Annotated in this window: 27 protein-coding genes; 12 read left to right on the top strand and 15 right to left on the bottom strand. The window is 42.9% G+C overall.

Annotated elements, in window-relative coordinates; translation table 11 throughout:
• Window positions 1-5 precede the first annotated feature (5 nt).
• Both O9334_RS06695 and O9334_RS06690 read right to left on the bottom strand, forming a co-directional pair.
• Window positions 6-806, bottom strand: coding sequence for a Tic22 family protein (locus O9334_RS06695; RefSeq protein WP_045362779.1), 801 nt, complete (start codon window positions 804-806; stop codon window positions 6-8).
• Window positions 807-1,194: 388 nt separating this feature from the next.
• The gene (locus O9334_RS06690) at window positions 1,195-1,629 is read right to left on the bottom strand and encodes a hypothetical protein (RefSeq protein WP_045362781.1); all 435 of its coding nucleotides are present in this window, start codon (window positions 1,627-1,629) and stop codon (window positions 1,195-1,197) included.
• A gap of 220 nt (window positions 1,630-1,849) precedes the next feature.
• On the opposite strand from O9334_RS06690, the gene mtnA reads away from it, so the two are divergent.
• Together mtnA and O9334_RS06680 are read left to right on the top strand one after the other, a co-directional pair.
• Window positions 1,850-2,911: an S-methyl-5-thioribose-1-phosphate isomerase gene (mtnA, locus tag O9334_RS06685; protein WP_287999706.1), complete on the top strand. Its 1,062-nt coding sequence runs from the start codon at window positions 1,850-1,852 to the stop codon at window positions 2,909-2,911.
• Window positions 2,912-3,693: 782 nt separating this feature from the next.
• Window positions 3,694-4,407: a response regulator gene (locus O9334_RS06680; protein WP_045362850.1), complete on the top strand. Its 714-nt coding sequence runs from the start codon at window positions 3,694-3,696 to the stop codon at window positions 4,405-4,407.
• 52 nt (window positions 4,408-4,459) lie between these two features.
• On the opposite strand, the gene O9334_RS06675 is transcribed toward O9334_RS06680, so the two are convergent.
• The 6 genes from O9334_RS06675 to O9334_RS06655 all read right to left on the bottom strand — a co-directional run bounded on the left by O9334_RS06675 (window position 4,460) and on the right by O9334_RS06655 (window position 8,213).
• The gene (locus O9334_RS06675; RefSeq protein WP_045362786.1) at window positions 4,460-5,461 is read right to left on the bottom strand and encodes a phosphoribulokinase; all 1,002 of its coding nucleotides are present in this window, start codon (window positions 5,459-5,461) and stop codon (window positions 4,460-4,462) included.
• A 257-nt stretch (window positions 5,462-5,718) separates the two neighbouring features.
• Entirely contained in the window at window positions 5,719-5,856 is a 138-nt protein-coding gene (locus tag O9334_RS22820; RefSeq protein WP_353737862.1) for a hypothetical protein, read from the bottom strand.
• 50 nt (window positions 5,857-5,906) lie between these two features.
• A complete protein-coding gene (locus O9334_RS06670; RefSeq protein WP_080754366.1) occupies window positions 5,907-6,113 on the bottom strand; it encodes a type II toxin-antitoxin system mRNA interferase toxin, RelE/StbE family in 207 nt (68 codons plus the stop codon).
• Complete coding sequence (locus O9334_RS06665; RefSeq protein ID WP_045362788.1) at window positions 6,107-6,388, bottom strand: type II toxin-antitoxin system RelB/DinJ family antitoxin; 282 nt, start codon at window positions 6,386-6,388, stop codon at window positions 6,107-6,109. The genes O9334_RS06670 and O9334_RS06665 overlap by 7 nt, the downstream gene beginning before the upstream one ends.
• A gap of 121 nt (window positions 6,389-6,509) precedes the next feature.
• Window positions 6,510-7,223 carry a proprotein convertase P-domain-containing protein gene (locus O9334_RS06660; protein ID WP_045362791.1) on the bottom strand — a complete coding sequence of 238 codons (714 nt, stop codon included), beginning with the start codon at window positions 7,221-7,223 and terminating at the stop codon, window positions 6,510-6,512.
• A gap of 189 nt (window positions 7,224-7,412) precedes the next feature.
• The gene (locus O9334_RS06655) at window positions 7,413-8,213 is read right to left on the bottom strand and encodes a PEP-CTERM sorting domain-containing protein (protein ID WP_287999705.1); all 801 of its coding nucleotides are present in this window, start codon (window positions 8,211-8,213) and stop codon (window positions 7,413-7,415) included.
• Window positions 8,214-8,493: 280 nt separating this feature from the next.
• Between O9334_RS06655 and O9334_RS06650 the strand changes: the two genes are divergently transcribed.
• Genes O9334_RS06650 through O9334_RS23115 form a run of 4 tightly spaced genes read left to right on the top strand, consistent with a single transcriptional unit; the run spans window position 8,494 to window position 9,467 of the window.
• A complete protein-coding gene (locus O9334_RS06650; protein WP_002801839.1) occupies window positions 8,494-8,709 on the top strand; it encodes a RelB antitoxin-like protein in 216 nt (71 codons plus the stop codon).
• A gap of 7 nt (window positions 8,710-8,716) precedes the next feature.
• Window positions 8,717-8,986 carry a type II toxin-antitoxin system RelE family toxin gene (locus O9334_RS06645; RefSeq protein ID WP_002792733.1) on the top strand — a complete coding sequence of 90 codons (270 nt, stop codon included), beginning with the start codon at window positions 8,717-8,719 and terminating at the stop codon, window positions 8,984-8,986.
• A gap of 32 nt (window positions 8,987-9,018) precedes the next feature.
• Window positions 9,019-9,261: a type II toxin-antitoxin system VapB family antitoxin gene (gene vapB, locus O9334_RS06640; RefSeq protein WP_045362797.1), complete on the top strand. Its 243-nt coding sequence runs from the start codon at window positions 9,019-9,021 to the stop codon at window positions 9,259-9,261.
• Window positions 9,261-9,467, top strand: a complete 207-nt coding sequence (locus tag O9334_RS23115) for a PIN domain-containing protein (protein WP_204377826.1) — start codon at window positions 9,261-9,263, stop codon at window positions 9,465-9,467. The genes vapB and O9334_RS23115 overlap by 1 nt, the downstream gene beginning before the upstream one ends.
• Here O9334_RS23115 and pta read toward each other — a convergent pair.
• The 3 genes from pta to O9334_RS06625 form a co-directional block, all read right to left on the bottom strand.
• Window positions 9,449-11,545, bottom strand: a complete 2,097-nt coding sequence (gene pta, locus O9334_RS06635) for a phosphate acetyltransferase (protein ID WP_287999704.1) — start codon at window positions 11,543-11,545, stop codon at window positions 9,449-9,451. The genes O9334_RS23115 and pta overlap by 19 nt on opposite strands.
• 208 nt (window positions 11,546-11,753) lie before the next feature.
• Entirely contained in the window at window positions 11,754-12,020 is a 267-nt protein-coding gene (locus tag O9334_RS06630; protein WP_287999703.1) for a hypothetical protein, read from the bottom strand.
• Window positions 11,984-13,780, bottom strand: coding sequence for an N-acetylmuramoyl-L-alanine amidase family protein (locus tag O9334_RS06625; RefSeq protein WP_287999702.1), 1,797 nt, complete (start codon window positions 13,778-13,780; stop codon window positions 11,984-11,986). Before O9334_RS06625 ends, O9334_RS06630 begins: the two co-directional genes overlap by 37 nt.
• A gap of 236 nt (window positions 13,781-14,016) precedes the next feature.
• Here O9334_RS06625 and O9334_RS06620 point away from each other — a divergent pair, with 236 nt between their 5' ends.
• Together O9334_RS06620 and O9334_RS06615 are read left to right on the top strand one after the other, a co-directional pair.
• Complete coding sequence (locus O9334_RS06620; protein WP_002784120.1) at window positions 14,017-14,451, top strand: peroxiredoxin; 435 nt, start codon at window positions 14,017-14,019, stop codon at window positions 14,449-14,451.
• Window positions 14,452-14,993: 542 nt separating this feature from the next.
• The gene (locus O9334_RS06615) at window positions 14,994-17,219 is read left to right on the top strand and encodes a heavy metal translocating P-type ATPase (RefSeq protein WP_287999701.1); all 2,226 of its coding nucleotides are present in this window, start codon (window positions 14,994-14,996) and stop codon (window positions 17,217-17,219) included.
• A gap of 38 nt (window positions 17,220-17,257) precedes the next feature.
• Here the strand turns inward: O9334_RS06615 and O9334_RS06610 are convergent, their stop codons facing one another.
• Window positions 17,258-17,629, bottom strand: a complete 372-nt coding sequence (locus tag O9334_RS06610) for a four helix bundle protein (RefSeq protein ID WP_002784626.1) — start codon at window positions 17,627-17,629, stop codon at window positions 17,258-17,260.
• Between the two features lie 194 nt (window positions 17,630-17,823).
• On the opposite strand from O9334_RS06610, the gene hemE reads away from it, so the two are divergent.
• Both hemE and O9334_RS06600 read left to right on the top strand, forming a co-directional pair.
• Entirely contained in the window at window positions 17,824-18,888 is a 1,065-nt protein-coding gene (gene hemE / locus O9334_RS06605) for a uroporphyrinogen decarboxylase (RefSeq protein ID WP_190380734.1), read from the top strand.
• A gap of 161 nt (window positions 18,889-19,049) precedes the next feature.
• Window positions 19,050-19,997 (top strand): NAD-dependent epimerase/dehydratase family protein, encoded by a 948-nt coding sequence (locus O9334_RS06600; RefSeq protein ID WP_287999700.1) that lies wholly within the window; start codon window positions 19,050-19,052, stop codon window positions 19,995-19,997.
• A gap of 349 nt (window positions 19,998-20,346) precedes the next feature.
• On the opposite strand, the gene O9334_RS06595 is transcribed toward O9334_RS06600, so the two are convergent.
• The 3 genes from O9334_RS06595 to O9334_RS06585 form a co-directional block, all read right to left on the bottom strand.
• The gene (locus O9334_RS06595; RefSeq protein ID WP_190381792.1) at window positions 20,347-22,074 is read right to left on the bottom strand and encodes an ABC transporter ATP-binding protein; all 1,728 of its coding nucleotides are present in this window, start codon (window positions 22,072-22,074) and stop codon (window positions 20,347-20,349) included.
• A gap of 333 nt (window positions 22,075-22,407) precedes the next feature.
• Window positions 22,408-22,953: an adenylyl-sulfate kinase gene (cysC, locus tag O9334_RS06590; RefSeq protein WP_045362818.1), complete on the bottom strand. Its 546-nt coding sequence runs from the start codon at window positions 22,951-22,953 to the stop codon at window positions 22,408-22,410.
• A gap of 65 nt (window positions 22,954-23,018) precedes the next feature.
• The gene (locus O9334_RS06585; RefSeq protein ID WP_287999699.1) at window positions 23,019-23,177 is read right to left on the bottom strand and encodes a hypothetical protein; all 159 of its coding nucleotides are present in this window, start codon (window positions 23,175-23,177) and stop codon (window positions 23,019-23,021) included.
• Between the two features lie 37 nt (window positions 23,178-23,214).
• Here O9334_RS06585 and O9334_RS06580 point away from each other — a divergent pair, with 37 nt between their 5' ends.
• Entirely contained in the window at window positions 23,215-25,383 is a 2,169-nt protein-coding gene (locus O9334_RS06580) for a lytic transglycosylase domain-containing protein (RefSeq protein WP_045362820.1), read from the top strand.
• Window positions 25,384-25,568: 185 nt separating this feature from the next.
• Entirely contained in the window at window positions 25,569-26,399 is an 831-nt protein-coding gene (locus tag O9334_RS06575) for an energy-coupling factor transporter transmembrane component T family protein (protein ID WP_045362862.1), read from the top strand.
• Window positions 26,400-26,460 lie beyond the last annotated feature (61 nt).

The raw sequence follows: 26,460 nt of genomic DNA, 5'->3' as shown, positions 1-26,460 counted from the left end.
AAGGCTTAACGATTGGGGGCGGGGCGATTATTGGTATTATTATTAGGGCGTGGCTGATTTGCCGGGGGTTGGTTGGGAGCATTTTGGTTGCTATTTGCTCGGATAAAATCAATCGTTTCTTGGCTAGGATAGAGGAGAATTTTAGTTAAAGCTTCATCGTTACTTTGTTGTAGGGTAGCGATGACACTTTCTAAGGGAATAACATCAATTTTCACCGTGGCTGCTTCTGCGGGATTAGCTTTTTTGTATTGTTCTACCATTTGCAAAGCGGCGGCCTTTTCAAAGAAGAAAGGAATCAAATCCTGATTATTGCGATTGATCACCAGAAAATTACTCTCTTTTCCTGCTTTCGGCACAAACAAAGGTACACCACCTTGATATTGTTGACCTCTTTCACTGAGCAGTTTTTTCGCTGATTCTACTTCCGACTCTTTGGGAACAAAATCGATAATTAAACGATTTTGATCGGTTTGACTGGTTTGCATTTTATAGACTTGTGCCAAAGAAACGGGCTGAACTTTAACTTTGCTGGCCACTTCGGGATTCTCTTTTTTCAGTCGTTCAAAAAAGTTTTGTGCGTCCTGCCGACTGATAAAAACTCCCGTGAATTTTTGTTCTTTTTCTCCCACGGCAATTAGGGGAACTCCTTGATCGTCGGCAATAGCAAAGACAGGTACAGACTGCAAGGTTCTGACGATTTGTTCTTCCGGTAAAGCGAGTGCTTTAGAATAGCTTCCCAGCAGCGAAGTCAACATTGTCGTTCCTACTAAACCAAGAGTTGCTGTCCAACGAATGAGAGATTTCATCAAAATAATTACCTCGTTATTACTATTAACCAATATTTGCCGTTAATCTGAACTATATCGTCTGCTTAACTCCTCCGATCAGGAGTTTTCTGATGAATAACCAGCCACGAAAGTTCCCTTTATTGGCTTGCTTTTGAACCATCATAGCTAAAAAGCTCCATATTTGGTGAGATGTGGTCGCAGCGGCGGCCAGGAAATAGGGGCAATTTACGCGCTGATCTGGGGAATAATAGGGATTAATTGGAGTTTTTAAGCTATATTTTCAAAAAAAATCGCTTTAGCTACGGTTTAAGCTTGCTTTTGCCTTAATAAGCACCAACTTAAGCTCAAAAGGCCTCCTCTTGTCTGAATCAGTTAGTCAACCGGCTACCTTTTGATCTTGGCACTACTAATGACTTTCCGAGAGATGGTGCGGATGGGCGATCGCTAACCGCAGCCATTGATAGGAAACTAGATTTAAAATCAGTCCGATAATCAGTAAAATTGCCATGAGAGCGATTTGATACCAGGCGATCGGTCTGACCAGAAGATCGGCGATCAGATGGGCTAAATTCAAGACAGAATAGAGAATTGTCAGCCAGAAATGGGTTTTTCTCAAGGAGCGACTTTCGCTAAAATTGACCCCGATAATCGCTAACATTGGCAGCAAAAAAAAGAGCAACATTCCCCAGAAAATCGGATCGAGATTGCTGGTTTGATGACTCTCGACGATCGATTGACCATGGAAGAGCGGCATTAAACCCAGTTGGGTGTGAAATAGGGTTCCCAAGAGGAATGTTGTCCAGAGAGCGGCAATTTTTTCGGGATATTTCGCTGTTTTCACGGTAATTATCCTCTTAATCGGTTAGTATAAAAGGTCGGGCTAGGTGAGAAAGTATTCTTAAATTTTTCCTAGTCACTTATCTATACATTCTAAAAAAAGTTTCTGTATTTAAAATTACTTTTTACAAAAAAACACAAAATAGTTTTTACTGCTGATCAGCCGTGGAGAAAGGCCGCTGCTATAGTGATAAATTTAGCTAATTCTCAATCTAAAAATGTTTATGACCACAACCACTTGCGAGAGTAACTCGATCTATCCCGTGCGTTGGCAAGATAACAAAGTTTGGCTGATCGATCAAACCCGTTTACCCATGGAGTATGGGGAAGTTGAGATCACCAGCAGTGAAGCCATGGCCCGGGCGATCGAAACGATGATTGTGCGCGGCGCTCCGGCGATCGGGGTGGCGGCTGCATACGGTATGGTTTTAGGAGCGCAGGAAATTAAAACCGACCAGAAAGAGCAATTTCTGGCTGATTTAACTAGAATAGCCGATCGATTAGCCCAAACCCGGCCGACGGCGGTGAATTTATTCTGGGCGATCGAGCGAATGTTAAAAGTGGCCAGGGAAAGTGGCCCAGAAGTGGCAGTAATTACCAAAAATCTCCTTGAAACTGCCCAAAATATCCAAAAAGAAGACGTGGAAACCTGTCGGGCGATCGGTCGCCATGGTTTATTGGCGCTGCCGGAGCAACCGGAAAAACTGACAATTTTAACCCACTGTAACACTGGTTCCCTGGCCACGGCCAGTTATGGTACTGCTTTAGGGGTAATTCGTTCTGCTTGGACGGCAGGAAGACTAATACAAGTGTATGCAGACGAAACCCGGCCACGGCTGCAAGGGGCAAAATTAACCGCCTGGGAATGTGCGCGGGAGGGAATCCCCGTCACTGTGATCACCGATAGCATGGCAGCCCACTGTATGCAGCAAAAACTGATCGATGCGGTGATTGTTGGGGCCGATCGCATTGCGGCCAATGGGGACACAGCCAACAAAATTGGCACCTATTCCCTCGCGGTGCTGGCAAAAGCTCATCATCTGCCTTTTTATGTGGCTGCCCCCCTATCGACGGTGGATTTTTCCCTTAAGGATGGTACGGGTATCCCGATCGAACAGCGCGATCGTGCCGAAATTTATCAGGTGGGGACAACTACCCTTTGCCCTAGAGATGTTAACTTTTATAACCCCGCTTTCGATGTTACTCCCGCCGCTTTAATCACCGCTATCATCACGGAAAAAGGAGCGGTAACACCGGCTGAATTAATTTTTTTACAGGACTCCTAGGGGTGAGCTTTTTCCCTACTGACACCATTTTTATTTGTTTATATCCATTGGCACAGTGGGGAAAAATTCCGCCTCAATCCCATTGGAGGTTACGGCCAAGGGCGAAAAATAGACAAAAACTACCTCTATCCATAAACTAAAGGACTAGAGTAATTTTGAGAAACTATCTAGTTATCAATAGAATAGTTTGAATTAATTATTGATTACTTAAATCAAGAAACCATAAATTATTTATTAATTTTAGATTATTTTTTTTTGTTAATATAGGCTAAAAAATTAATTAAACCAGAGCTTGGTTCTATTCTATGAAAATCCAAGCAGCTCGAAGATGTATTCTTGTTAAAGAATTTTGTATCTTCTCGATTTTGTGTGATATTTTTTGCCGATCAAATTCTGAAATCTTTACTGGGAAAGACTTTAAGGACTATTTTGTTAAATAAACTATCAGTATAGACCTCATTTTCACACAGGACTCAGAAGAGCCTAATTCTTGCCTAATCTAAATTTGCATGATATTATAATAGAAGAATTAAAGGAGAAAATTATGGGTAGATTTGGGTAGATGTGAGTAGATTTTAGTGGGAGTTTAAGTATATTTGTAATCGCCGCTTTGAATAAGTAGAAATAAAATCAACTGAAAAAAGGGGATTGCCGAATGAAGATAAGAAAGTGGAATTCAAGGAAGGAGGAAGGGAATGAAGTCAATGTTTAGGAACGGCTCTAATAATCCAAAAGCCAAAATTATTGAATCATCGCCTAGTTCAGCAAAACCGCGAAAAAATATGGATAAAGTGCGGGTTATCGTTATAGAGGATCACGATTTAACGCGCATGGGGTTAGTGGCGGCTCTCCAGCATCGAGAGGGTATTCAAGTGGTGGGAGAAGCCATCAGTGGATTACAGGGACTAAAACTGCTAGAGGAGGCCAAACCCCATGTAGCGATCATCGATATAGATTTACCCATGATCCATGGGATCGAGTTAGTGCGACGCTTCCAACAAAATCGGGGCGAGGACAGCTTGGCCACGAAAATCCTTATGCTAACCATGTACAAAACCCAAGAACTGATTTTAGCGGCTTTTACTGCTGGGGCTTATTCCTACTGTATGAAGGATACCAGCGTCGATCAATTAGTCGAGGCGATTTATTCCACCCACGAAGGCAATCCTTGGATCGATCCCGTGATCGCCGGTGTTATTCTGCAACAAGTGCGCCAAATTTTTGCCGTCGGTGCGGCTGCCGGGAGCAAAACAGTGGTAATTGACGGCGTTGAACCAGAACATCGCCAATTGCTGAAAAATGCGCCCCTAACGGAACGAGAGCTAGAAATTCTCGCTCTGATTGTCGGGGGTTACAGTAATGCTCAGATTGCCGGCCGACTCTATATCACCATCGGCACGGTGAAAACCCATGTCCGCAATATCTTAAATAAACTCTCTGTCGATGATCGCACTCAAGCGGCAGTGCTGGCCCTGCGATCGGGATTAGTACGTTAAAAAAACTGGCATCCTAACCATGGTAGGATGCCAGTTCGGTCAAAACTAGAAACTAGACTGGCGCTGCCACTTTTGATTCGGCCGCCATTAGTTTTTCGTAGGTTTCACGCATTTTGAGACCGACTAACACTTGGAATAAACCCGTACCATTGGTAGAACCGGGATAATCTTTGTGTTTGAGCAGTAATTCCGTCATTTCACCGTAGTATTTAGTGCCGGTTTTGCTCAAATGGCTTTCGATGTAGATCATTTCTTCCAGGTTATCGAATTGACCATCTAGTTCCAGAATCGACACTTCATTCCCCAAGAAGCCATCCGGACCATAGTAGAGTTTAATACCGGGATAAGCGCAGGTCAATTTACGACCACAGGGCCGCCAATCGATGGTGGAACCTTCATCAAACAGATAAGCGGGTTCAAAGTTTTCCACCCCTTCTTTCTGGATTAAACGAACCCGTAGTAACTTACTTTCGTGATCTTCAAGTAATTGGGTGGGCAGCACTTGAATCACCACATCAGCGTACTGTCTTTGGGGATCGATATAGGCACTGAAATCCGGTTTTCTAGAATTAATGGCCGCCATCACATCATCATAGGTGTGACCGCGCTCGGCCATATCCCGTTGAATTTTCCAGTTAACTTTGACTTCATCGCTAATATCGAGATAAACGCTGAAATCTAATAGGGCCCGGACTCGTTCATCATATAAGGGGTGCAGTCCCTCGATCACGATTACCTTATTCGGTTCGATGATTTCGGGAGGATCGATCATCCCCGTTTCATGATTATAAATAGGTTTATTAATGGCTTGACCTTCCTTGAGCGCTTTAATCTGCTCATACATCAGGTCAAAGTTATTCGCTTTCGGATTGAGTGCGGTGACACCCACCTCTTTTCTCTGTTTGCGATCGAGGCAATGGTAGTCATCTAAACAGATCACTGTCATAAACTCGGCCCCGAATAAATCCGTCAAACGACGTAAAAAAGTAGACTTCCCACAGCCGGAGTCCCCAGCTACACCGATTAGAACCACGCGCTCTGGCTTATTGGCCATAGTTTCCCTCTAAATACACAACTAATTGTTAACCCATAGTATGTAATTAAACCAGACTCTGGATCGAGCAGTACCCCGCCGCCAGAAATTTCTGCTGCTGACAGGTTTGGCAAGAGCCTCACGCTAGAATGAGTAAGTATTTAATACTAGGGGGCCTGTTGGCGGCGATAATCTCTGACAAAAAACCAATTAATAATCCGCCGTAACCCATCAACTTTATCATTAAATTGGTGCGTTGCGCTATCGCGCTTCACAGCCTACCAGTGAACTACCGGTAAATCGTCACGCTGCCTGCCCAGATCAGGAAACTGGGATAACAGGGGAAATCTGTCCAGAATTTGAGCGATCTTTTGGTCGGCCATTAATTCATCTTGTCTGCCTAAATAGAGCCAAATATCCCGCCAGTCTTGCTCTGCTTGCCGTGAAACGAAAGCGATTCACTAAATTAACTCCTGTTGAAGTCGCTGTTTGCAAGCATCTTAATAGTGTCTAACAAATCTCCAACGAGATTATGATCTCGGTATCGCTCTGGTAGTATTTGTTCTTGCACCAGTAGTTCCACCACAGTTTTTAATTTTTCCAAGTCTTTACTCCGTTTTTTCATCCGCCTCAAATCGCGTCGAAAGTGGGTGCTTTCCTGTGGGGTTAACATTCCCCTGTATCCTTGTTCCAATCCTCGAACATCTGCCCAACGCTACTATAACGCTTAAGACGCTCAGGATGTTTTTCTACTTCTTCAATGGCGGCGAGCGTTTCTGTATTAGGAATTTGAACATCAAAGGGAAAACCTTGATGACAATCGACATCAGATAAGGCTGGATGCTGAATTTTTTGTAGGAGAAGCTGTTGTTCTTCGTCAGTTAAAGAAAGGATAATTTGAGCAAGGGAATCAATTAGTTTAGTATTGATTGCAGCAGCTTGACTCATGATTAAACAAATGATTAGGAGTTAATTAATTGTTTTAATCTAGTCTAGCGCGAGTTAGCAATCCCTAGCGATCGCCTCTTAGTCCAGAAAACGGGTTTCTCAAAGAAACCCGTTTTCTATGCTAATCTTTCCCATTCAAATGGCGCTTAAGTGCCGCTCTCGCTCCCAGTAAGCCTAAAGCCAGCAAACCTAAGCTAGAACTTGGCTCAGGAATGGGGGTACCTTGCAAATTTAGCGTCCAAGAAGTGAAAGAGCCAGTAGTACCAGCGACAGTATCGGCAATGGTCAGCCGCCAGACGCCGCTGGACTCTTGTCCGCCTAGGGAAGCGAGCATGGGAACCTTGGTGCTACTGTTCGCACGAGTGGCGAAGTAGTTGCCGCTGGGGACGTCAAAAGCATTACCCCCAGCAGCCGCTGCGGTCCAGAGGTCATCGGTAAAGGCATCGTTAAAGCTGTAGTTGCCGTTGAAGTTGCTGTTATCGCCAGTCGCAGTAGCAGGGGGAACAATGCGCCCAACCCGGTTGAATAGGAGTACTGTCGTGTTGGTTGGGACGTAGGTGAGGGCGGCACGCAACTGGCCTAGAAAGTTGTGCTGCAGTCCCGTGAGGGTGACAGTGACATCGGTGATCAAAAAGTTGGAACTGGTGGGAACGGTAATAGTGCTACTAAAACCAGTGGTGCTGCTATCAGGGATATTACCGCCACTACCATTTCCGGTAAAGGTAAGGGTGGCGGCGCTGGCGGGGAGGGTGGCCACCATAGCGATCGCGCTAACTGTGCTGGCGAAGACAACACCGACACCAGACAGGGATTTGAGGATAGTTGTAGTGTTCATTGACAATTTTGTATAAATTTTACCAAAAAGCCTATCACACCACCCCGATTTTGTCAATTATTGCTTCTTATCGATTTTATAGGGTTTTATCTATGTTTTTCGTCAATTCATCGCTCGCCTCTTATTCCAGAAAACGGGTTTCTTCAAGAAACCCGTTTTCTTCTCAAAGAAACCCGTTTTCTATGGCAATTAAGCTTTGTCACTGCCTTGCTTTGGCTTTAACTGGCGTTTAACCAAGGCACCCAGGCCTAATAAGCCTAACCCTAAAACGGTACTGGGTTCGGGAACTTGCTGTACTTGAACGTTCTGTCCTGTTACGGTTAAGGGAAAAGAAACCCCTTGAGCCGGATTACCCTCGCTGATGGTAATCCAATCACCTGAATCCAACTGCCGTGCATTTCCATTTACAGTTACGGGATTTCCCCCTGAAGTTGTCATTAGAAAAGGAGTAAAAGCAGTTGTACCTCCTGTGGGTGACAGCCCCGTTAGTTGGTAGTCTGCCCAGTAAGTGCCTGGCGCGAGAGTAAGACCAGAACCACTGAAATTGGCGGCAATGTTCATCACCGGGCGTTGGGCATCGTCTAACACGCCATTGAAAGTGCGGTAAACGCCAGTCCAGTTAGTAGATAGTAGATTTGTGGACGAACCGAGGATATTACTTCCGGCAAGACCGGGGGCATTATCCCAAATATTAACTGAGATGCCAGTAAAAGGTGAAGTGGGGGGATACCCATAAGTTGATGTCATGTAAGCCATCACCGATACCTTATCGATCGCCCACAGTCCTGCATCAGAAATGGTAAAGCTTTGTGCCAAGCGGAAATCACCGGTTGCATTCTGCCCCGCCACATCCACAGTAGCAGAGGCTTGACTGACATCTGAGCCGTTGAATCCTGCACCTGGGTTGGTGACGATATTTGTCTGGCTAAATAGAGTGGTTGCCTGTGCGGGCAAGCCAACTACCGTTCCGAGGGTGACAGCAGTGGCCACGCCGACTGTTGTCCCGAGAAAATCTGAGACAGGCTCCAAGGAACAGGAGCGGCTCAAGAACGAGCTTTTTTGAGTAGCCATCGGTTTATTCGGGTAAATAATTATGCGAAAAAGCCTATCACCCCCCCCGATTTTGTCAATTATCGCTGTTTTAAGCGATTATATAGGGGTTTATCTATGTTTTTCATCTCCAGAAAACGGGTTTCTTTGAGAAACCCGTTTTCTAATGTAATCGCGTAGTGCTATATCATAGACTTATCAAACTTGACAAGTCTTGTCTATGCTTTCAATAGAATACCTAACTGACCAAAACGGACAACCCAAAGCCGTTGTTATTCCGATTGAACTATGGAGACAAGTATTTCCCCAAGAAGATATGTCTTGTGAAGAGTTCACCGAAGCAATAGAAGACTACTGCCTTAACCAAGCGATGGATGAGGCACAGCAGAGTCCACTATTAGATATCGAAGAGGCACTGGCTTATTTGGAGGAATAGATTTCCCTTGAAGGTTCAATATCGAAAAAGATTTCTCAAAGATTTGAAGGCATTGAAAAACCAGCCTGTTTATGAACAAATTTTACAGCTTGCTTTTAGAGATTTACCCAATGCCAAATCATTGCAGGATATTGGTAATGTCAAGCCAATGAAGGGAGCTACCAATCGCTACCGAATACGCCTTGGTGAATATCGATTAGGAATAGCCGTTGTTGATAATAACATTGAGGTAATGCGGCTCCTACACCGACGTGAATTTTATCGCTACTTTCCCTAAATATTCATTAATTTAACTAAAAGTGAGCCATTATGAGTATAGATTCAGCCCTTAAGAATATAGTTGAGAATATGCCCGATGCTCTCAAAAATGAACTTTTACATTATGCCGAATATTTGCTCACTAAGTCTGACCAAACAGAAGAAAATAAACAAGCAGCAAAAGAATCTGTAACTGTTAAAAGAACTTTAGCTGGTTCAATAAAAGGAACTTTCGTTTTACCTTTAGCTAATGACTTTGATGCTCCCTTAGAAGACTTTGAGGACTATAGGTAATCAGGAGTGCTTTAATAGATACTCATGTCTTTATCTGGTTAGCTGAGGATTACCCGATTTTGCCTGTTTCGCTGCGAGATAGTCTTGAAAATACCGATAATGTTTTTGTAAGTATTGCTAGTTTTTGGGAAATATCGATCAAGGTAAAAATTGGTAAACTCTCTCTCTGTTCTGAAATGACGATAACTCAAAAAGATTGGGATTGAATTGCTGTGATTACCACCGTATTGATAATATCGGGAACGGTACAACCGCGACTGAGATCATTGACGGGTTTTTTTAATCCCTGTAGGATTGGACCAATCGCTAAAGCTTTCGTTTCCCGCTGCACGGCTTTATAAGTATTATTCCCTGTATTCAGGTCAGGAAAAATAAACACCGTCGCTTGGCCCGCCACCTCTGACCCCGGCATTTTTTGGGCGGCTACTTCCTTATCCACGGCCGCATCGTACTGAATCGGCCCTTCTAGCTTCAAATCGGGGCGTTTTTCCCTAGCGATTTTGGTCGCTTGTCGTACTTTTTCCACGTCTTCTCCCTGGCCCGATTGACCCGAAGAATAGGAAAGCAGGGCGATTCGCGGTTCAATTCCGAATTTTTGGGCGGTTTCGGCAGAAGATAGGGCGATTTCGGCTAATTCCTCGGCACTGGGGTCGGGATTCACCGCACAATCCCCATAGACCAAGACTCGATCCTCTAGACACATAAAAAAAACCGAGGAGACGATCGCACAATCGGGCTTAGTTTTGATAATCTGGAGTGCAGGCCGAATCGTGTGTTGAGTGGTATGCACTGCCCCCGATACCATACCATCAGCATCGCCTTGATACACCATTAAAGTGCCAAAATAGGAGACATCCTGTGCATAATCCCGGGCCATGTCGAGATTCATTCCCTTGGCTTTTCTCGCTTCGTAGAGGGTCTGCACATAGCTTTCAAAATGGGGACTAGCCACGGGGTCAATAATTTGCAGGCGATCGAGATCGAGAGTGATACCATGTTTTTTAATCACCATTGCGATCTCGTCCGGTTGTCCCAGGAGGGTTAAATCGACGATATCCTGTTCGATTAAAACTGTGGCCGCCTGGAGGATGCGCGGTTCGGTCCCTTCGGCCAAAACGATGTGACGTTTTTGCGCTTTGGCCTGTTGTACGAGATTATAGGTGAACATCTTCGGGGTAATCCCCTGGGTCCGCAAAGTGCGAATTTGCGCTTCTAGGCGATCGAGATTGATGTTACTGTGAAAAAGCTGCAGACTGAGGTTAATTTTATCGTAGTCCGTCGAGGTCAGGGTCGTCCGCACTTGGTGGATGCGTTCGGCCGTGGTGTAGGTATCGGTGGTGACGGAGAGAATCGGTAAGGGATCGGGCAAACCTTCAATTAAACGGGCGATCGAAGGATTGAGGTTATGACCTGCTGTTAAGACTATACCAGCTAATTGGGGATAATTGGCCGATTGGTGGGCCTGTAACATCCCGATAATCACATCGCCGCGATCCCAAGGGGTGATAATTAAGCTATCTTCTTTTAGCCGCTCTAGGGCATTTTGCATCTGCATGGCCACCACCAGAAAGTTACTAGCTAAACTGTCTAATCTCTGCTGTCCGTAGAGAACTTTTGCCTGTAATTGTTGGGCGATTTCTGCTACTCGCGGGCTGCTAAGTTTAGCATTATGGGGAATCACTCCTAGGGCATATTCTTGGGGGGGGAAAATTTTAGTCAGGGTTTTCCGTAATTCCTCTGTTTTTTCCTCTTCAGCTTGATTGATAATAATCCCAATCACCTTACAACCTTTATCTTGGTAGGTATCGCAGGAAATCAGGATCGGACTAAGGGCATCTTCGATACTGCGCTGGTGAGCATTACCTAATATTAAGATGGGATGGCCGAGATTTTTGGCGATTTCTGTATTTAGTTCAAATTCAAAGGCGGAATTTTCTTGCAGATAATCGGAACCTTCACAGAGGATAAAATCATATTTTTTTTCTAAGTTTTTAAACTTTTTGATAATTCTTTCAATGATTTCATCAAATTTTTGTTGTACCAATAAATCCTTAACTTCTTCGTAACATAACCCGAAGGCTTCTTCGTAGGTTTGTTCTAATTTAAAATAATTGAGGATTAAGTCAATGTCTTCGTCCCGATGACCTTCGGAACAGTCGAGAACAATTGGCTGGAAAAAGGCAACTTTATTAGTTTTGCGGAGAATTAAGTCGATAATTCCTAAAGCTACTAACGCTTTACCGCTTCCCGTTGCCGTCGTGCTGATATATAAAGAGTTAGTCATGGGTAGAGAAGAATAATAACGAGGGTGGAATTTAATTCACTCACCCCAACCTTGAGGTGAGCGATTGATCCCCCCTTAATCCCCCCTTGATCCCCCCTTAATCCCCCCTTAATAAGGGGAGCAGCGATCAAGTTGTCTATAAGGGCGTGAATTGTTGGCAAATTTTCAGTAAACTATCTTTATTTGTTGGCTAATCCAGCGATTTTTATCACACAGCGATCGCTGTGTGAATATCTGCTAGAGATTGGGCAACCATATATTTTAATATATCAGTTATTTTGTCCGATTGCTGTTCACTGGTAACATTTTTTCCATGAACTTGATTTAATTTCCTCGGATTAAAATAAAGACTCCAGCAAATCCTATCACTGGCTTTCCAGCTAGGGCTTGATTTTTCAGAAAGATTTAAGCTTCTCTCCCGCCGATGGGCATTAAATCTTAACTGGAAGCGATTACCCCAGATTGTTGAAACCATTGGCTAATTCCGGCGGCTAAAACTTGCGCTAATTGTTTTTGTGCCTGAGTATCGGTAATCCATTCAAATTCTTGAGGATTACTCATAAATCCTAACTCTAATAACAATGAAGGACTACTATAGGGACGAGTTAAAGCTAAATTATTCCAAAATACTCCATAGGAAGGACGGTTAAGATTTTTGGTTAAATAATCGTGGAGAAAAACCGATAGATCCGCTGCCTGGGGATGATACCAAAATATGCCAATTCCTTGGGTATTTAAGGCATCTCCATCATCGGGTAAAGCATTATAGTGAACCGATATTGCTAGGGTTGGTTGCAGATTATTAATCATCTCTACTCGTGCTGGTAGGGATAGGTCGATGTCCGTTTCTCTAGTTAAATAAACTGTTGCCCCCAATTTTTCTAACTCCCGTTTAATTAATTTAGACATAACCAAATTAATCTCTTTTTCTGTGTAACCCGTCGGACCGACAGCACCAGTTTCTTTACCTCCGTGTCCGGGATCTAATAAAATAACTTTGCCCTGTAAATTTTCACTTTTTTCCGGGGGATGACGCAGGGTTAAGATTAAATTTGTCCCCTGGTAACGAAGACTATAACCCCACTGTTGTTTTTGGTTAAGATTAAAAGTGTATTCTATCGTGGTCGGGTTGATTTGTCGCCAATCTAAACGTCTGACTAAGGGATTATCCACTAGAAAAATTGTATCGGTTTGGGCAATGGTATTATAAAGGGTCAAAATAAATTTATCATCTTCTTGTCTCACGGCGATGGGTACAGGATGGGAGAGGGGAAAAATAATTTCTGTTGCTTGATTGATACTGCGAGAAGAGAGACCACGAATATTAGCATTATCTAGGACTTCATTAACTATTAAACGGGTTTCTCGCTCTAAAATCCAACCACCATAATCTAACCGCAACCAATCCCCTTCTTTCCCGGTGACTCTCGCTTTCGTGCCTTGGGGTAAAGGAGTTAAACGGGAATAATCACTACCCGGCCCCGTGCGCGCTACCCCTTGGGCTGCTATAATTTCAATCACTGGTAAATTTTGATCGCTAATAATGTTAATTTCTCCTTGACTTTGTTGGCTAATCGAGCGATTATTTAATTGTGCTGTAAAAATAGGTTTTCCTAAGTTAGCCTCTTGCTTAAACTGCTGACAACCTCGATAGTAACCAGTTTTATCCTCGGAATTCGCTTGATTAAGATTAGTTAAAACTGCGGCATTACTAGGCAGTTTTGTGGTTTGAGGTTGGGGTAAAAGAGGCAGAATTTTATCTCCTAACTGCACAGAAACCTGAGCTTGGGGAGTGGCAATCGCACTAAAACAAATCCATTCCCCCACTAACCTCGTCTTATTGACAGAAGGACTGAGAGAGTTATCAGCAAAAGCTAATTCGTGGGGAATAACTGCTTGAGTATCTAGACGAATTATTTGGCGATTAATAGTTTGGTTTTGATAGCGAATAGTGAAATTATTTTCGCCAACTTCTAGGGGAAAACTAGGGGCAAAATATCCTTTAGCACTGCGTTGAATCGGTTGATTATTAAGCAAAACTTGACCCGATGGAGGAGCAGAACCAATAAAAAAGATTCTCGATGCCGTGGTTTGATGATTATCGGGGGGATAAACAATCATTAATGAGGCAGATTTAGCGCTGATACTGTCATAAAAACCAATTAATAGCACTAAAACTAAACCGATTAAGATATTTTGCCCAAAAGTTCTCACTTTTAACCAGAATGGCCCCATATTATCCCCCTCTTAGCTGACAAATATTATCCTAGGACAAATTCTAGAGGTTTGTTGTTCGTCTTCTCAGTTGTACTGCATTTAAACTGCCTAGTGAAAATAGTAGTACAAATAATCTGACTTCTTCTCCCCTCTCCCTTCTCCCTTCTCCCTGCTTATAGACAGTCTTGGGGTGCTGAAGTGACCCTAATCCTTTATCATCAATATAGATTAACTTTTGTAAAGGAATCGGAGTTATGGCTTTAACCGTTGGAACAATCGCACCGAACTTTACCACCACCGACGATACTGGAAAAACCGTTTCCCTGTCGGATTTTCAAGGTAAAGTCGTAGTTTTATACTTCTATCCCAAAGATGATACCCCCGGCTGCACCAAGCAAGCGCAAAGCTTCCGGGATAACTACGAACAATACCAAGACAAGGAAATAGTAGTCTTCGGGGTGAGCAGGGATGACCAGGGTTCCCATGCACAATTTAAAGAAAAATATAGTTTACCCTTCCAATTGCTCGTAGATACCGATGGTGCTATCACCAAAGCTTATGATGTGGATGGGGGTGGCTATTCTAAGCGCGTCACCTATATCATCGATGCAGAAGGCAAAATTAGCCATGTAGATGAGAAAGTGAATACCGCTAGTCACGCATCGGATATTCTCTGCGTCGTCGGTTAATTTTCCCTAAAATCTTTTCTGGGTGTGTTAGGGCAGCCTAATACACCCGATATTTATCTTGAATGTCGGGTGAAGAGCCTCGATTTTGCCGAAGGGATGAAACCTGACCAACATAATTTAGATTGGCTATTAACCCACTTAAGAACATCAGGGGTGGGTAAGTAAGAAGAATGTGAACATAGTCTGATACTAAATCCGTTGAGAGGTCGAGCCCGTAGTCATAGAGTTTAAATTAAAAGCCAACCCATGGCAAAAGATAGCCATTCAAGAAGCTATCAGAATGGGCATTCATTAGGAACAAATGTCTGAGATTTTGGATAGACTCTGCCAAAGAAAACAAAGTAAACTATGCTACTTGATGCCGCAGAAAGAGCTTGGTTTTCTCTATCCCGTTTTTGGGAAATATTTCTAGACATTTCTTCATATCTATTCAGAAAAATTAACAGAGGATTCTTGACCCTGCAGCTAGGGGAATATTTTATCCTAAAGATAGAACTCTGGTGCAGGGGATTTTATTGCTGACTTTCTCTGCTATTAAAATTATGACCCATCAAACTCTCAAACTCGCCGGGATGAGTTGCGCTGGTTGTGCTGATTCGATCGAGCGGATAATTAAATCTATCCCCGGAGTGATTCGATGTCAAGTTAATTTTGGCATGGAACAGGTGGAGGTGGACTATGACCCTAAGCGTACCGATCTTAACACTATTCAAGCAAAAGTTAGGGATGCCGGTTTCCAAGCCACACCGATAACAGAAATTAATCTCGAATCCAGGCCAGAAAAAGAACTTCTCCCTAAACTATCGATCGCTATTGTTATTAGTATTATACTTTTTATCGGTTCTTTGCCGATGATGACGGGTTTATCTCTATCTTTTATTCCCCACTGGTTACACGCTCCCTTATTACAATTAATTCTCGCTACTCCTGTCCAATTTTGGTGTGGTCAAAGTTTTTATAAAAATGCTTGGAAAGCTTTAAAAAATCGCACTGCCACCATGGACACTTTAGTAGTTTTGGGAACCAGTGCCGCCTATTTTTATTCCCTATTTTTAACCTTCGAGAGTGATTTTATCGAAAAACAGGGGTTTAATTCCCATGTCTATTACGAAGCATCAGCTATCGTCATTACTCTGATTTTACTCGGTCGTTTCCTCGAAAAACGTGCCAGAAAAGAAACGGCCGCCGCTATTAAACAATTAATGGGATTACAGGCAAAAACTGCTAGGGTGATTAGGGAAGAACAGACGCTAGATATACCAATAGAAGAGGTGAAGGTAGGAGATATAATTTTAGTGCGTCCGGGAGAAAAAATTCCCGTCGATGGCATAATTATCCAAGGCAGTTCTAGCATTGATGAATCGATGGTGACGGGGGAAAGTTTACCCGTGCGAAAAACCGTCAATCAACAGGTAATCGGGGCGACAATTAATAAAACTGGTAGCCTACAAATGCAAGCGTTACGAGTGGGAAAAGATACGGTTTTAGCCCAGATTGTCCGATTAGTGCAAACCGCGCAAGCATCAAAAGCACCTATACAAAGATTAGTCGATCGAGTGACCGCTTATTTTGTGCCGGTGGTGATGATTATTGCCGTAATAACTTTCTTATTTTGGATTCTCCGCACGGGTAATCTCACCCTCGCTTTGATTACAATGGTGGAAGTCTTAATTATCGCTTGTCCCTGCGCGCTAGGATTAGCTACACCCACCTCGATTATGGTGGGAACAGGACAGGGAGCAAAACAGGGAATTTTAATTAAAAATGCCGAAAGTTTAGAATTAGCCCAGGGCATTACTACTATTGTTCTCGATAAAACGGGAACTCTCACCCAGGGTAAACCAACGGTGACGGACTTCTTGACTCGCGAAGGGGTGAGGGATGGACGGGAATTATCGCTGCTGCAGTTAGTCGTTTCGGTGGAGAATCATTCTGAACATCCGTTAGGAGAAGCAATAGTTAAATATGGACAGTTAAACCAGATTAAACCCCTAGAAGTAACCGAATTTGACTCAATAACTGGGGCAGGAGTGCAGGGAAAAGTCGGGTCAGATTTCGTGCAAATTGGTACACAACAATGGTTAGAACGTCAAGGGGTTGAAACAAAAGTTCTTAAAAAAGTCGCCCACGATTGGGAATGGCAGAAAAAAACCGTGGCTTGGATAGCGGTTAACGGGCATTTAGAGGGGTTGATCGCCATTTCCGACGTTTTAAAACCTTTTTCTTCCTCAGTGGTCGCCAAGCTCAAAAAAATGGGCTTAGAGGTGATGATGATGACGGGGGACAACCTCGAAACCGCAGAAGCGATCGCCAGCGAGTTGGGTATCCGGCGCTTTTTTGCCGCACTCCGTCCCCAACAAAAAGCCGAAAAAATCGAATATTTGCAGAAAAAAGGGAAAATAGTCGCCATGGTTGGCGATGGCATCAATGATGCGATCGCATTGGCGCAAGCGGACTTAGGTATTGCCATTGGCACGGGGACTGATGTAGCGATCGCCGCCAGTGATATAACCTTAATTTCGGGAGATTTAGAGGGAATTGTGACCGCTATTGAGTTAAGTCGGGCAACAATGCGAAATATCAAAGAAAATCTCTTTTTTGCTTTTATTTATAACTTGATTGCCATTCCCATCGCTGCCGGAGTCCTCTGTCCTTTTCTGCTCAATCCGATTATTGCCGGTGCTGCCATGGCTTTAAGTTCCCTTTCCGTGGTGACGAATGCCTTGCGATTGCGTCGAATTCATCCCAGGGTGGGGAGCAGGGTGTAGGGTGTGGGGTGTAGGGTGTGGGGTGTAGGGTGTGGGGGTTATTTATTTTCAAGAGCGCGAATCAAAGTTAGCAGGAGTCGGCCTACTGATTCACATTGATTAAGAATAGGATTGACGCTCTGAGGGGAAGCTAGTTCAACTCTTTGAGAGATTAACCAATGAGTCTCCAACTCTTTGAGAGAACCTTGAGCTATGTACAAAAATTGGATGTATTCTCCCCGGGTTTTGCGTCCATACCCCTCGGCAATATTCGCTGCTATTGACACCGAAGCTCGGCGAATCTGTGTTGTCATCCCATAAAGCTCTTCTTTGGGAAAAGTTTTAGTGAGACGATAGCAACTTTCAGCTAAATTTACGGCCTCCTGCCAAACTCTTAAATCTCGGTAAGATTGAATTTTTGAATCCGCCATAGATTTTATCAACTTATCCCTATAGCCTACACTCTACACCCTGTCTCAACCCAAAAGATTGTACTACAATTTCCAGTACCCAGTTTCAATGCAAAGGGGGATAATTTTCGTTAACAATTCTTAAGGAAAAACCAGAAAAATTAGCTGTACGGGGGATGATACCGTAGAAAAGGCAATAGAATAATCATCGTGATATGACTGACTCCCCTGAAATACCTTATTTATTACGCGCTGCCAAAGGAGAAATCTTACCCCGTCCTCCCGTGTGGATGATGAGACAAGCAGGACGTTATATGCAGATTTATCGAGAATTGCGGGATAAATACCCCAGTTTTCGGGAAAGATCGGAAAATGCCGATTTAGCGATCGAAATCTCCCTGCAACCTTGGCGCGCTTTTCAACCGGATGGGGTGATCATGTTCTCCGATATCCTCACTCCCTTGGCGGGAATTGGTATTCCCTTTGATATTATCGAAAGTAAGGGGCCGATTATCGATTCTCCCATTCGTACTCAAGCGCAGGTGGATCAACTTAATCCCCTCGATCCCGATCAGTCTTTACCTTTTATCAAAACGATTTTAAAAACCCTGCGTCAAGAGGTGGGAAATAAATCCACTGTCCTCGGTTTTGTCGGAGCGCCTTGGACTTTAGCAGCATATACAGTGGAAGGGAAAGGTTCTAAAAGTTATTCTGTGATTAAAGGGATGGCTTTTTCGGAACCTTCGGTACTGCACCAATTTTTAGATAAATTAGCGGATATGATCGCCACCTATGTCCGTTATCAAATCGATTGTGGGGCGCAAGTAGTACAAATGTTTGATTCTTGGGCGGGTCAATTAACTCCCCAAGATTACGATGTTTTTGCCTTACCCTATCAACAAAAAGTAGTTCGTTTGGTGAAAGAAACCCATCCCGATACACCCTTAATTCTCTACATTAGTGGCAGCGCCGGCGTTTTGGAAAGAATGGCTCAATCGGGGGTTGATATTGTGAGCGTCGATTGGACCGTGGATATGGCGGAAGCGAGACAGCGTTTAGGTAAATCGATGATGGTTCAAGGTAATATCGATCCGGGGGTTTTATTCGGTTCCCAGTCTTTTATTCGCGAGCGGATTCTTGATACTATTCGTAAAGCGGGTAATCAAGGCCATATTCTTAATTTAGGTCATGGTGTTTTAGTGGGAACTCCTGAAGATAACGTGCGTTTCTTCTTTGAAACTGCTAAACAAGCGGATCAATTATTAGCAGTTCACGCCTAGGATGTCGTTATCTAGGTTTAGGGAATAGGGGTTAGGAAATGATCGATAGGGAATCTTGGCAGAAAACTAAAAAATCCCTAACCCCTAACTCAATATCCCCGACTCAATACCCCACACCTAAACCCTATCAACAAATCTAATTTCTCTGTCCTAGTGATCAAATGAAAAAAATATTTCTAACGGGTGTGAGTGGCTGTATTGGGCATTATATCGCCGAAATTTTACTGGAAAATCCCGACTATGAATTATATTTTTTAGTGCGTAATCCAGAGAAGTTAAAATTTACTTACCAAGGGCGATCAAATGTTCATATACTTTTAGGCGATATGCAAAATATTGGGGTATATGCGGAGCTTTTAAAAACAATGAATAGGGCGATTTTAATCGCTACCAGTTGGGGAGGAGAGGAGGAAAGTTATCAGATTAATGTGGTAAAAACCCTAGAATTAATTAGTTATTTAGATGCTCAGATATGCGAGAAAGTCCTCTATTTTTCTACTGCCAGTATTCTCAATCAAAATAATCAACCTTTGCCCGAAGCTGGGGAGATAGGAACTAATTATATTCGCACTAAATATATTTGTTATAGTAAATTTACTGACCTAGAAATTGCCGATAAAATTATCACTTTATACCCCACTTTTGTCTTAGGTGGTGACGAAAATAAACCCTATTCTCATATCTATGGCGGTTTACCAGATGTGTTGAAATATATCGGTTTAGTGCGTTGGTTTCAAGCTGATGGCAGTTTTCATTTTATCCATGCCAAAGATATAGCTCAAGTGGTGAATTATTTAATCGAAAATCCCGCACCAGAAAGCAAAATTGTTCTAGGCAATCAACGCACAACAGCTAACCAAGCAGTGGAGGAAATCTGCACTTATTTAAACAAAAAAATCTACTTTCGCATTCCTTTATCTTTAACCATCGCTAACTTTTTTATCAAAGTTTTTAACTTGCAGATGGAAGCATGGGACCGCTTTGCCATGAATTATCGCCACTTCACCCACATTAAAACCTATACTCCTGCTGATTTTGGTTTAAAAAACTATTGTTCCACCCTCGATGATGTTTTAGCTTTGCGAGGAATTCCCCGAAAAAAACCCTAAGTAGAGGGAACGGAAAAATATCTATAATTAATTCTGTCTGGATACTTACAGCGTTTCCCTAAAGATGAAGTCTAACCTAATTCCGCAACTGACTTTCCAAAACGAAAACTTCCTACCTCACCATTAAGATAACTGCTATATCGGTGACTCTTAAATTAGTACAAGTATATGAACAACCGCGTGTAAGCATCCCACCGAAAAACTAATGCGCTCCGGGGTTCGGGTAGGGTTGATTCATGAATCAACCCTACCTTGAATCAACCCTAGGGGTTTGGGGGGTAGAACCCCCCAAAAACTTGGCTTGAGTGATAAAATCAGAAATAATGCCCAACTCTTAACGCCAAATAGACTAATCTTGAAATTGTCTAGCATGAAATTGAGCGTAACGACCATTAAGATTTAATAACTCCTCGTGATTACCCACCTCGATAATTTCACCCTTTTCTAAAACTAAAATACGGTTAGCTTTTCTGACAGTTGCTAATCGGTGAGCAATAACAAATACCGTGCGCTCCGTCATAATTCTTTCTAAAGCTTCCTGCACTAAAGCTTCCGATTCCGAATCGAGCGCTGAAGTCGCTTCATCTAAAATTAAAATTCTCGGATTAGATAAAACCGCTCGCGCGATGGCGATTCTTTGTCTTTGTCCACCCGATAAATTAACACCTCTTTCTCCCACATAGGTATAGTAACCCTGGGAAAGTTCACCAATAAATTGATGAGCGTTGGCAATTTTTGCCGCTTTTTCCACCTCTTGCAGATTAAAATCTCCCTGGCCAAAAGCGATATTTTGGGCTATAGTACCAGAAAAGAGAATATTTTCCTGCAAAACTACGCCAATTTGTCGCCGGAGACTTTTTAAAGTCACATCACGAATATCCACCCCATCGATTAAAATCTTGCCGGCAGTGGGGTCATAAAAACGCAATAAAAGATTAACTAAAGTGGTTTTTCCCGCTCCCGATGCTCCCACTAAAGCAATCATTTCGCCAGCGTGTGCAGTAAAATTAATATTTTTTAAAACCTGTCTGTCCTCATTGTAAGAAAAATTTACTTGACAATATTCAACTTCTTTGCTGTGGGGTTGCAGATTGATCCCATTCGGTTTTTCGGTAATTGTCGGCAGAATAGCTAACAATTCAAAAATCCGATCCATGGAGGCTTGACCCTGTTTAAATTGATTATAATTACTGGTAATATGGGCGATGGGATCGATTAACATTGCCACCGCTGCCACATAACTAACAAAGTCAATTCCAGTTAAATTCTTTTGGGAAATTTGCCAACCAGCGAGAAAGAATAAAAAGATGACACCGAGAGCTTGTAAGAATCCCACCACGACGTATTGTAAAGCTTTGGTGGATTCTGATAGGTATTGAGCGCGGCGATTTTCCTCCGCTTCTTTGGCAAAAAGCTCGGTTTGATAATCTTCAGCAGCGAAAGCTTGCACCACACGAATACCGCTAAAAACTTCGGTTAATAACGCAGAAAGATTAGATATTTTCGCTTGGGCGCGACGAGCATATTGTAATAATTTTTCACCAAAAAATCCCACCAAAACTCCCAACAAAGGAGCGATAATAATGACAGCGATCGTCAATTGCCAGTTAACAATAAACATATAGGCAAAGACGACAATTAACTGTAAGGCTGAGGGAATAAAATCATGGAAAAATTTATTAATTACTTCCCCAATGCGATCGATATCTTCCGTTAAACGATAGGATAAATCACCGGTTTTTGCCGTTTCAAAGTAATTTAAGCCGAGGGTTTGCAGATGTGCATAAACTTTTTTTCTTAATTCCAGGGCAATTTTTAAAGAAGCTTTTGCCATCAGGGAATCTTGCCCATACTGAGACATTCCCCGCAGTAAAAAAACCACTGCTCCCACCCCCGAAAGTGTCGCCAATGCTTGCACATTTCCCTCACCGATATATCTGGCCATTTGTCCGGCTAACCAAGCTAAAATCGGCCAAAATACCGTAAATCCGATCGTACAGATAAACGCCAAAATAATTGTTTGGGTTTGGGGACGGAGATAGGGAATGAGGTTCCAATAACTAGAGCGAGATTTCAAAATAATTTAGCGCCTTTAAATATAAGTATTCGTGCAAAATTAATTTGCTAGTCGAGACAGTTATCAGTTATCAGTTATCAGATTTGAGTTTTAAGTGAGCAGTATTAAATAGAAGTTTCCTACTGTCTTTTCACTGTTTACTGATCACTGATTACTGTTTAGGCACTCTTGCACTTTAGCCAGAGGGTTAGGGAGAGGTATAATTAACTTGGCTTAGGTACTGAAGAAAAGGAGATTAACTAACAAATTTGCTTAAGGGGTTAATCAGGATGTAGAGACGTTTTTAGTCCACGTCCCTACGATATTTTCCAACAATACAAAGTTATACATTAATCAAACCGCCACAGCTTGATTAATGTAGCCTAATTCCGTCAATTTGTCCCAGACTTTGGCGACACTTTCCTCTAAAGTCTCTAAATCGGTGCGGCATTCCACTTCCGGGTTAAAAGGTGGTTCATAGGGATCATCAATTCCCGTAAAAGACTTGATTTCGCCAGCACGCGCTCTTTTATATAATCCTTTCACATCGCGATCCTCACAGACGCTTAAGGGAGCATTCACGAAAACTTCGACAAAACTGCCAATTTTCCCCCGTACTTCCTCGCGAATCTCACGATAGGGAGAAATGGCCGAAACTAGGACAATTACACCGTGACGGGTGAGCAAATTAGACACAAAACCAATGCGACGGATATTTTCATCGCGATCCTCTTTACTAAATCCTAAACCTTTGGTGAGGTTCGTACGTACTATATCGCCATCGAGAACTTCAATGGAATAACCTTCAGCGATTAATTTTGCCTGTAATGCCTCGGTAATCGTGCTTTTTCCCGCACCGCTCAATCCTGTTAACCAAACCGTCACGCCGCGCTGTTTCATAGTAATCATTAATAATACTTAAATCCTGTTTAGCGTACCATATCTCAGGGATCAGTGATCAGGAGTCAGGAGATAGGAGTCAGGAGATAGGAGTCAGGAGATAGGAGACAGGAGATTATTTTATTTATTCTCCCCACTTCCCCACCTCCCCACACCCCACACCCCACACCCCACACCCCACTTCCCCAACCTGATTGAAACAAACAACCTGTCACCACGATCATTGATAATGTATGTTGAGTTACTGTCTTTAATAAGGTAATGTTTAAGAAATTCCCCCCTCACACCCCGCTCATTCTTGGACTAGGTTCTGGGGTTGCGCTTTTTACTCTCACCAGTCTCTTTCTCTTTCACCCGAAAATTCTCGCTTGGCTCGATCGCAATAGTGCTTCGCTTCCTAGCCAAGCTCCTAACCAACCCTCTGCCGTAGTTGATAGCACTTCTTTACCACAAACCGAGCGAGATGTCAAGTTAAAAGATGTTGCTGATGCCAATGCGCCCTCTTTAGATCGTAGTCGCGCCCGCTATCTCTTGGCTATGGATTTATTGAGAAAATATGAAGGTGGTCCGGCTTTAAAACAATTAGAAGGCTTAGAAAAACAATATCCTGTTCTCGCTCCCCAGATTCTCCTCAAACAGGGACGCGCCCACGAATTAACCAATGATAGTGAAAGAGCGCAAGAAATTTGGCAAAAATTAGTGGAAACCTATCCCCAATCGCCCGTAGTGGCGGAAGCTTACTATGCTTTGGGCAAATACGACCCCAGTTATCATGAAAAATTGCTCAAGGAATACCCCCGACACCCGCGCACTTTGGCTTTAATTCGCCAACGTCTTCAAGAAAATCCCGATCAATTTCCCTTATGGTTGCAGTTAGCCAAGGCTAATCCTTTTGATCCTACCCTCAATCAGGCCCGCGATCGTTTGGTGAAAGACTACGCCGAGCAGTTAACTCCGGCCGATTGGGCAATGATTGGGGCGGGTTATTGGCAGTCGGGATTGTACGAAAAAGCCTATAAAGCTTACGCTAAAGCCACTCCTAGCCCCGAACAAGCCTATCGTTACGCCCGCGGGCTACAAATTGCCAAAAAACTGCCAGAAGCTCGCAGCGCTTACCAAAAACTAATTAAAACCTATCCCCAAGCCTCAGAAACCGGTTTGGGATTACTGCGACTCGCCCAAATTTCTCCTAACCGCGATGCCATAGCATATCTCGATCGCATTGTCAAGCAATTTCCCGATCGCGCTCCGGAAGCTTTGGAAGCGAAAGCCAAATTACTCAACTCAACTAATGCCCAGGCCGCTAGTCAAACATGGCAGACTTTATTAAATAAATACCCAAAATCCGACGAAGCCGCCGATTATCGCTGGTTAATGGCCCAAAGAGCCGCTAAATCCGGTGATTACGCCAAGGCGTGGCAGTGGGCGCAGCCAATTGCGGTTAATAATCCCGATAGTCAAATTGCCCCGAAAGCGGCGTTTTGGGTGGGAAAATGGGCGCAAAAACTCGGCAAAAACCAAGAAGCAAAACAAGCTTTTACCTACACTATTTCTCGTCATCCCCATTCCTATTATGCTTGGCGCTCGGCGGTTTTATTAGGTTGGGATGTGGGGGATTTTACCACTGTCCGCTCCTATAATCCTACCACCGTCAAACCCGCCACTCGTAACGATCCTCCCGCCGGTTCGGAAGCTTTCAAGGAATTATATCGAATTGGTGAAGATACGGACGCTTGGAATCTCTGGCAAGCAGAAATTGTCGATCCCTGGAATTTAACCGTTGACGAACAATTTAACCTCGGTGTCTATAAACTCTCTCGCAATCAAAATTTAGAAGGAATTAACCTGATTTGGCGCTTGCGAGAAAGAGATACCCCGGAGGAAAGGGAAGCATGGAAAGCCCTGCGACAAAATGATAAATACTGGCACGCTTTATTCCCTTTCCCCTACTACGATACTATCCTGGAATGGTCAAAAGATAGACAATTAAATCCCCTGCTAGTGACGGCTTTAATCCGGCAAGAATCCCGCTTTGAAAAAGAAATTCGTTCTCCTGTGGGGGCAGTGGGATTAATGCAAATTATGCCCGATACGGGTAAATATATCGCGGGTAATACTGGCAATAAAAGTTATTCTTTAACTAATCCCGAAGATAACATTATGATGGGGACATGGTATCTCGATTATACCCATGGCAAATTCGCTGGAAATTCACTTTTTGCCGTGGCTAGTTATAACGCTGGACCTGGGGCAGTTTCCAAATGGAAACAGCGTTTCGATTTTAGCGATCACGATGAATTTGTCGAGAATATTCCCTTCAGAGAAACTAAGGGTTATATAGAATCGGTGTTTGGCAATTATTGGAATTATCTCCAGATTTATAACCCCGAAATTCAAGAGCAAATGAAGAGAGTTGCTAACCCTTCCTAGTGGATTAATGGGGATGGGTAATTAACTCATTCCCTTAAGTAAGTAGTTATAATTAAATTGAAGATAGTTCCCCCCTCAATCCCCCCTTAATAAGGGGTGTGCCGATCCCACCTTAATCCCCCCTTAATAAGGGGGGCATCTGACAGTTTTTAACACCTAGCTACTTACTAACTTTTTTCTTGATTATGCAATCATTTAACTGGCAAACCGTCGATCGAGATTCTCCTTTTACTCGCCTAGATTTTCGGACCAAATTAACCATGATGATCGTGGTTACTCTCATCGCTTTTACTTGGGAAAGTCCCCTCGCTGGCGGTTTTCTAACTCTTATTGTCGCTTTAGCTTGTCTCTGGGCGGGGGTAAAATGGTCTTATCTCCTCACTATTTTAAAATTCATGGCTCCCTTTTATCTATTCTTATTAATTACCATGGGATTTTTTAATGTGGAACAGGTAAAAGCTTTAACGGGAAAAACTGAATTAACTCCCTTATTAACTGTCGGTTCTACTAAAATGACTGTGGAGGGAACCCTCTACGGTTTAAATGTTATCTTTAAAACTCTCACGATGGTTTTAATTATTCCCCTCGCTATTTTTACCACCGATATAAATCAGATGATGGTGAGTTTAACTAAAGCCAGAATTCCTTACAAAATAGTCTTTATTTTTTCCTCTACCCTGCGTTTATTTCCTCTCCTAGTAGAAGAATCTCGATCGATTATTTCTGCTCAAAGATTACGAGGATTAGCAATAGAAAAAATGGGTTGGCTGCAAAAAGGAAAAATTTACGCTTCCATCGCTGTACCTTTAATTTTAAACGCTATGGCTAAATCGCAAAAATTAGAGGTAGTTCTACAGGCTAAAGCTTTCTCTGGTGATCCCGATCGCACATTTTTACAGGAATCAATCTTAACCAATAAAGACTATTTATTAATTATTGTCTTTCTATTTTTATTGGTTTTGGCAATTATTCTCTATGTAAAATTCGGGGTGGGAAAATTTGCCTGGTTGTTTTAAAATTAATCCCTATTGTAAGTAGTTAGGTGTTAAAAACTATCAGTTTCCCCCCTTATCAAGG

Origin of the sequence: Microcystis sp. LE19-8.1F (assembly GCF_027531715.1) — a bacterium.
GTDB classification, from domain to species: Bacteria; Cyanobacteriota; Cyanobacteriia; order Cyanobacteriales; family Microcystaceae; genus Microcystis; species Microcystis wesenbergii_A.
Note: the sequence above shows the minus strand (reverse complement) of the source record. Positions and strands in the feature narration are given on the sequence as shown.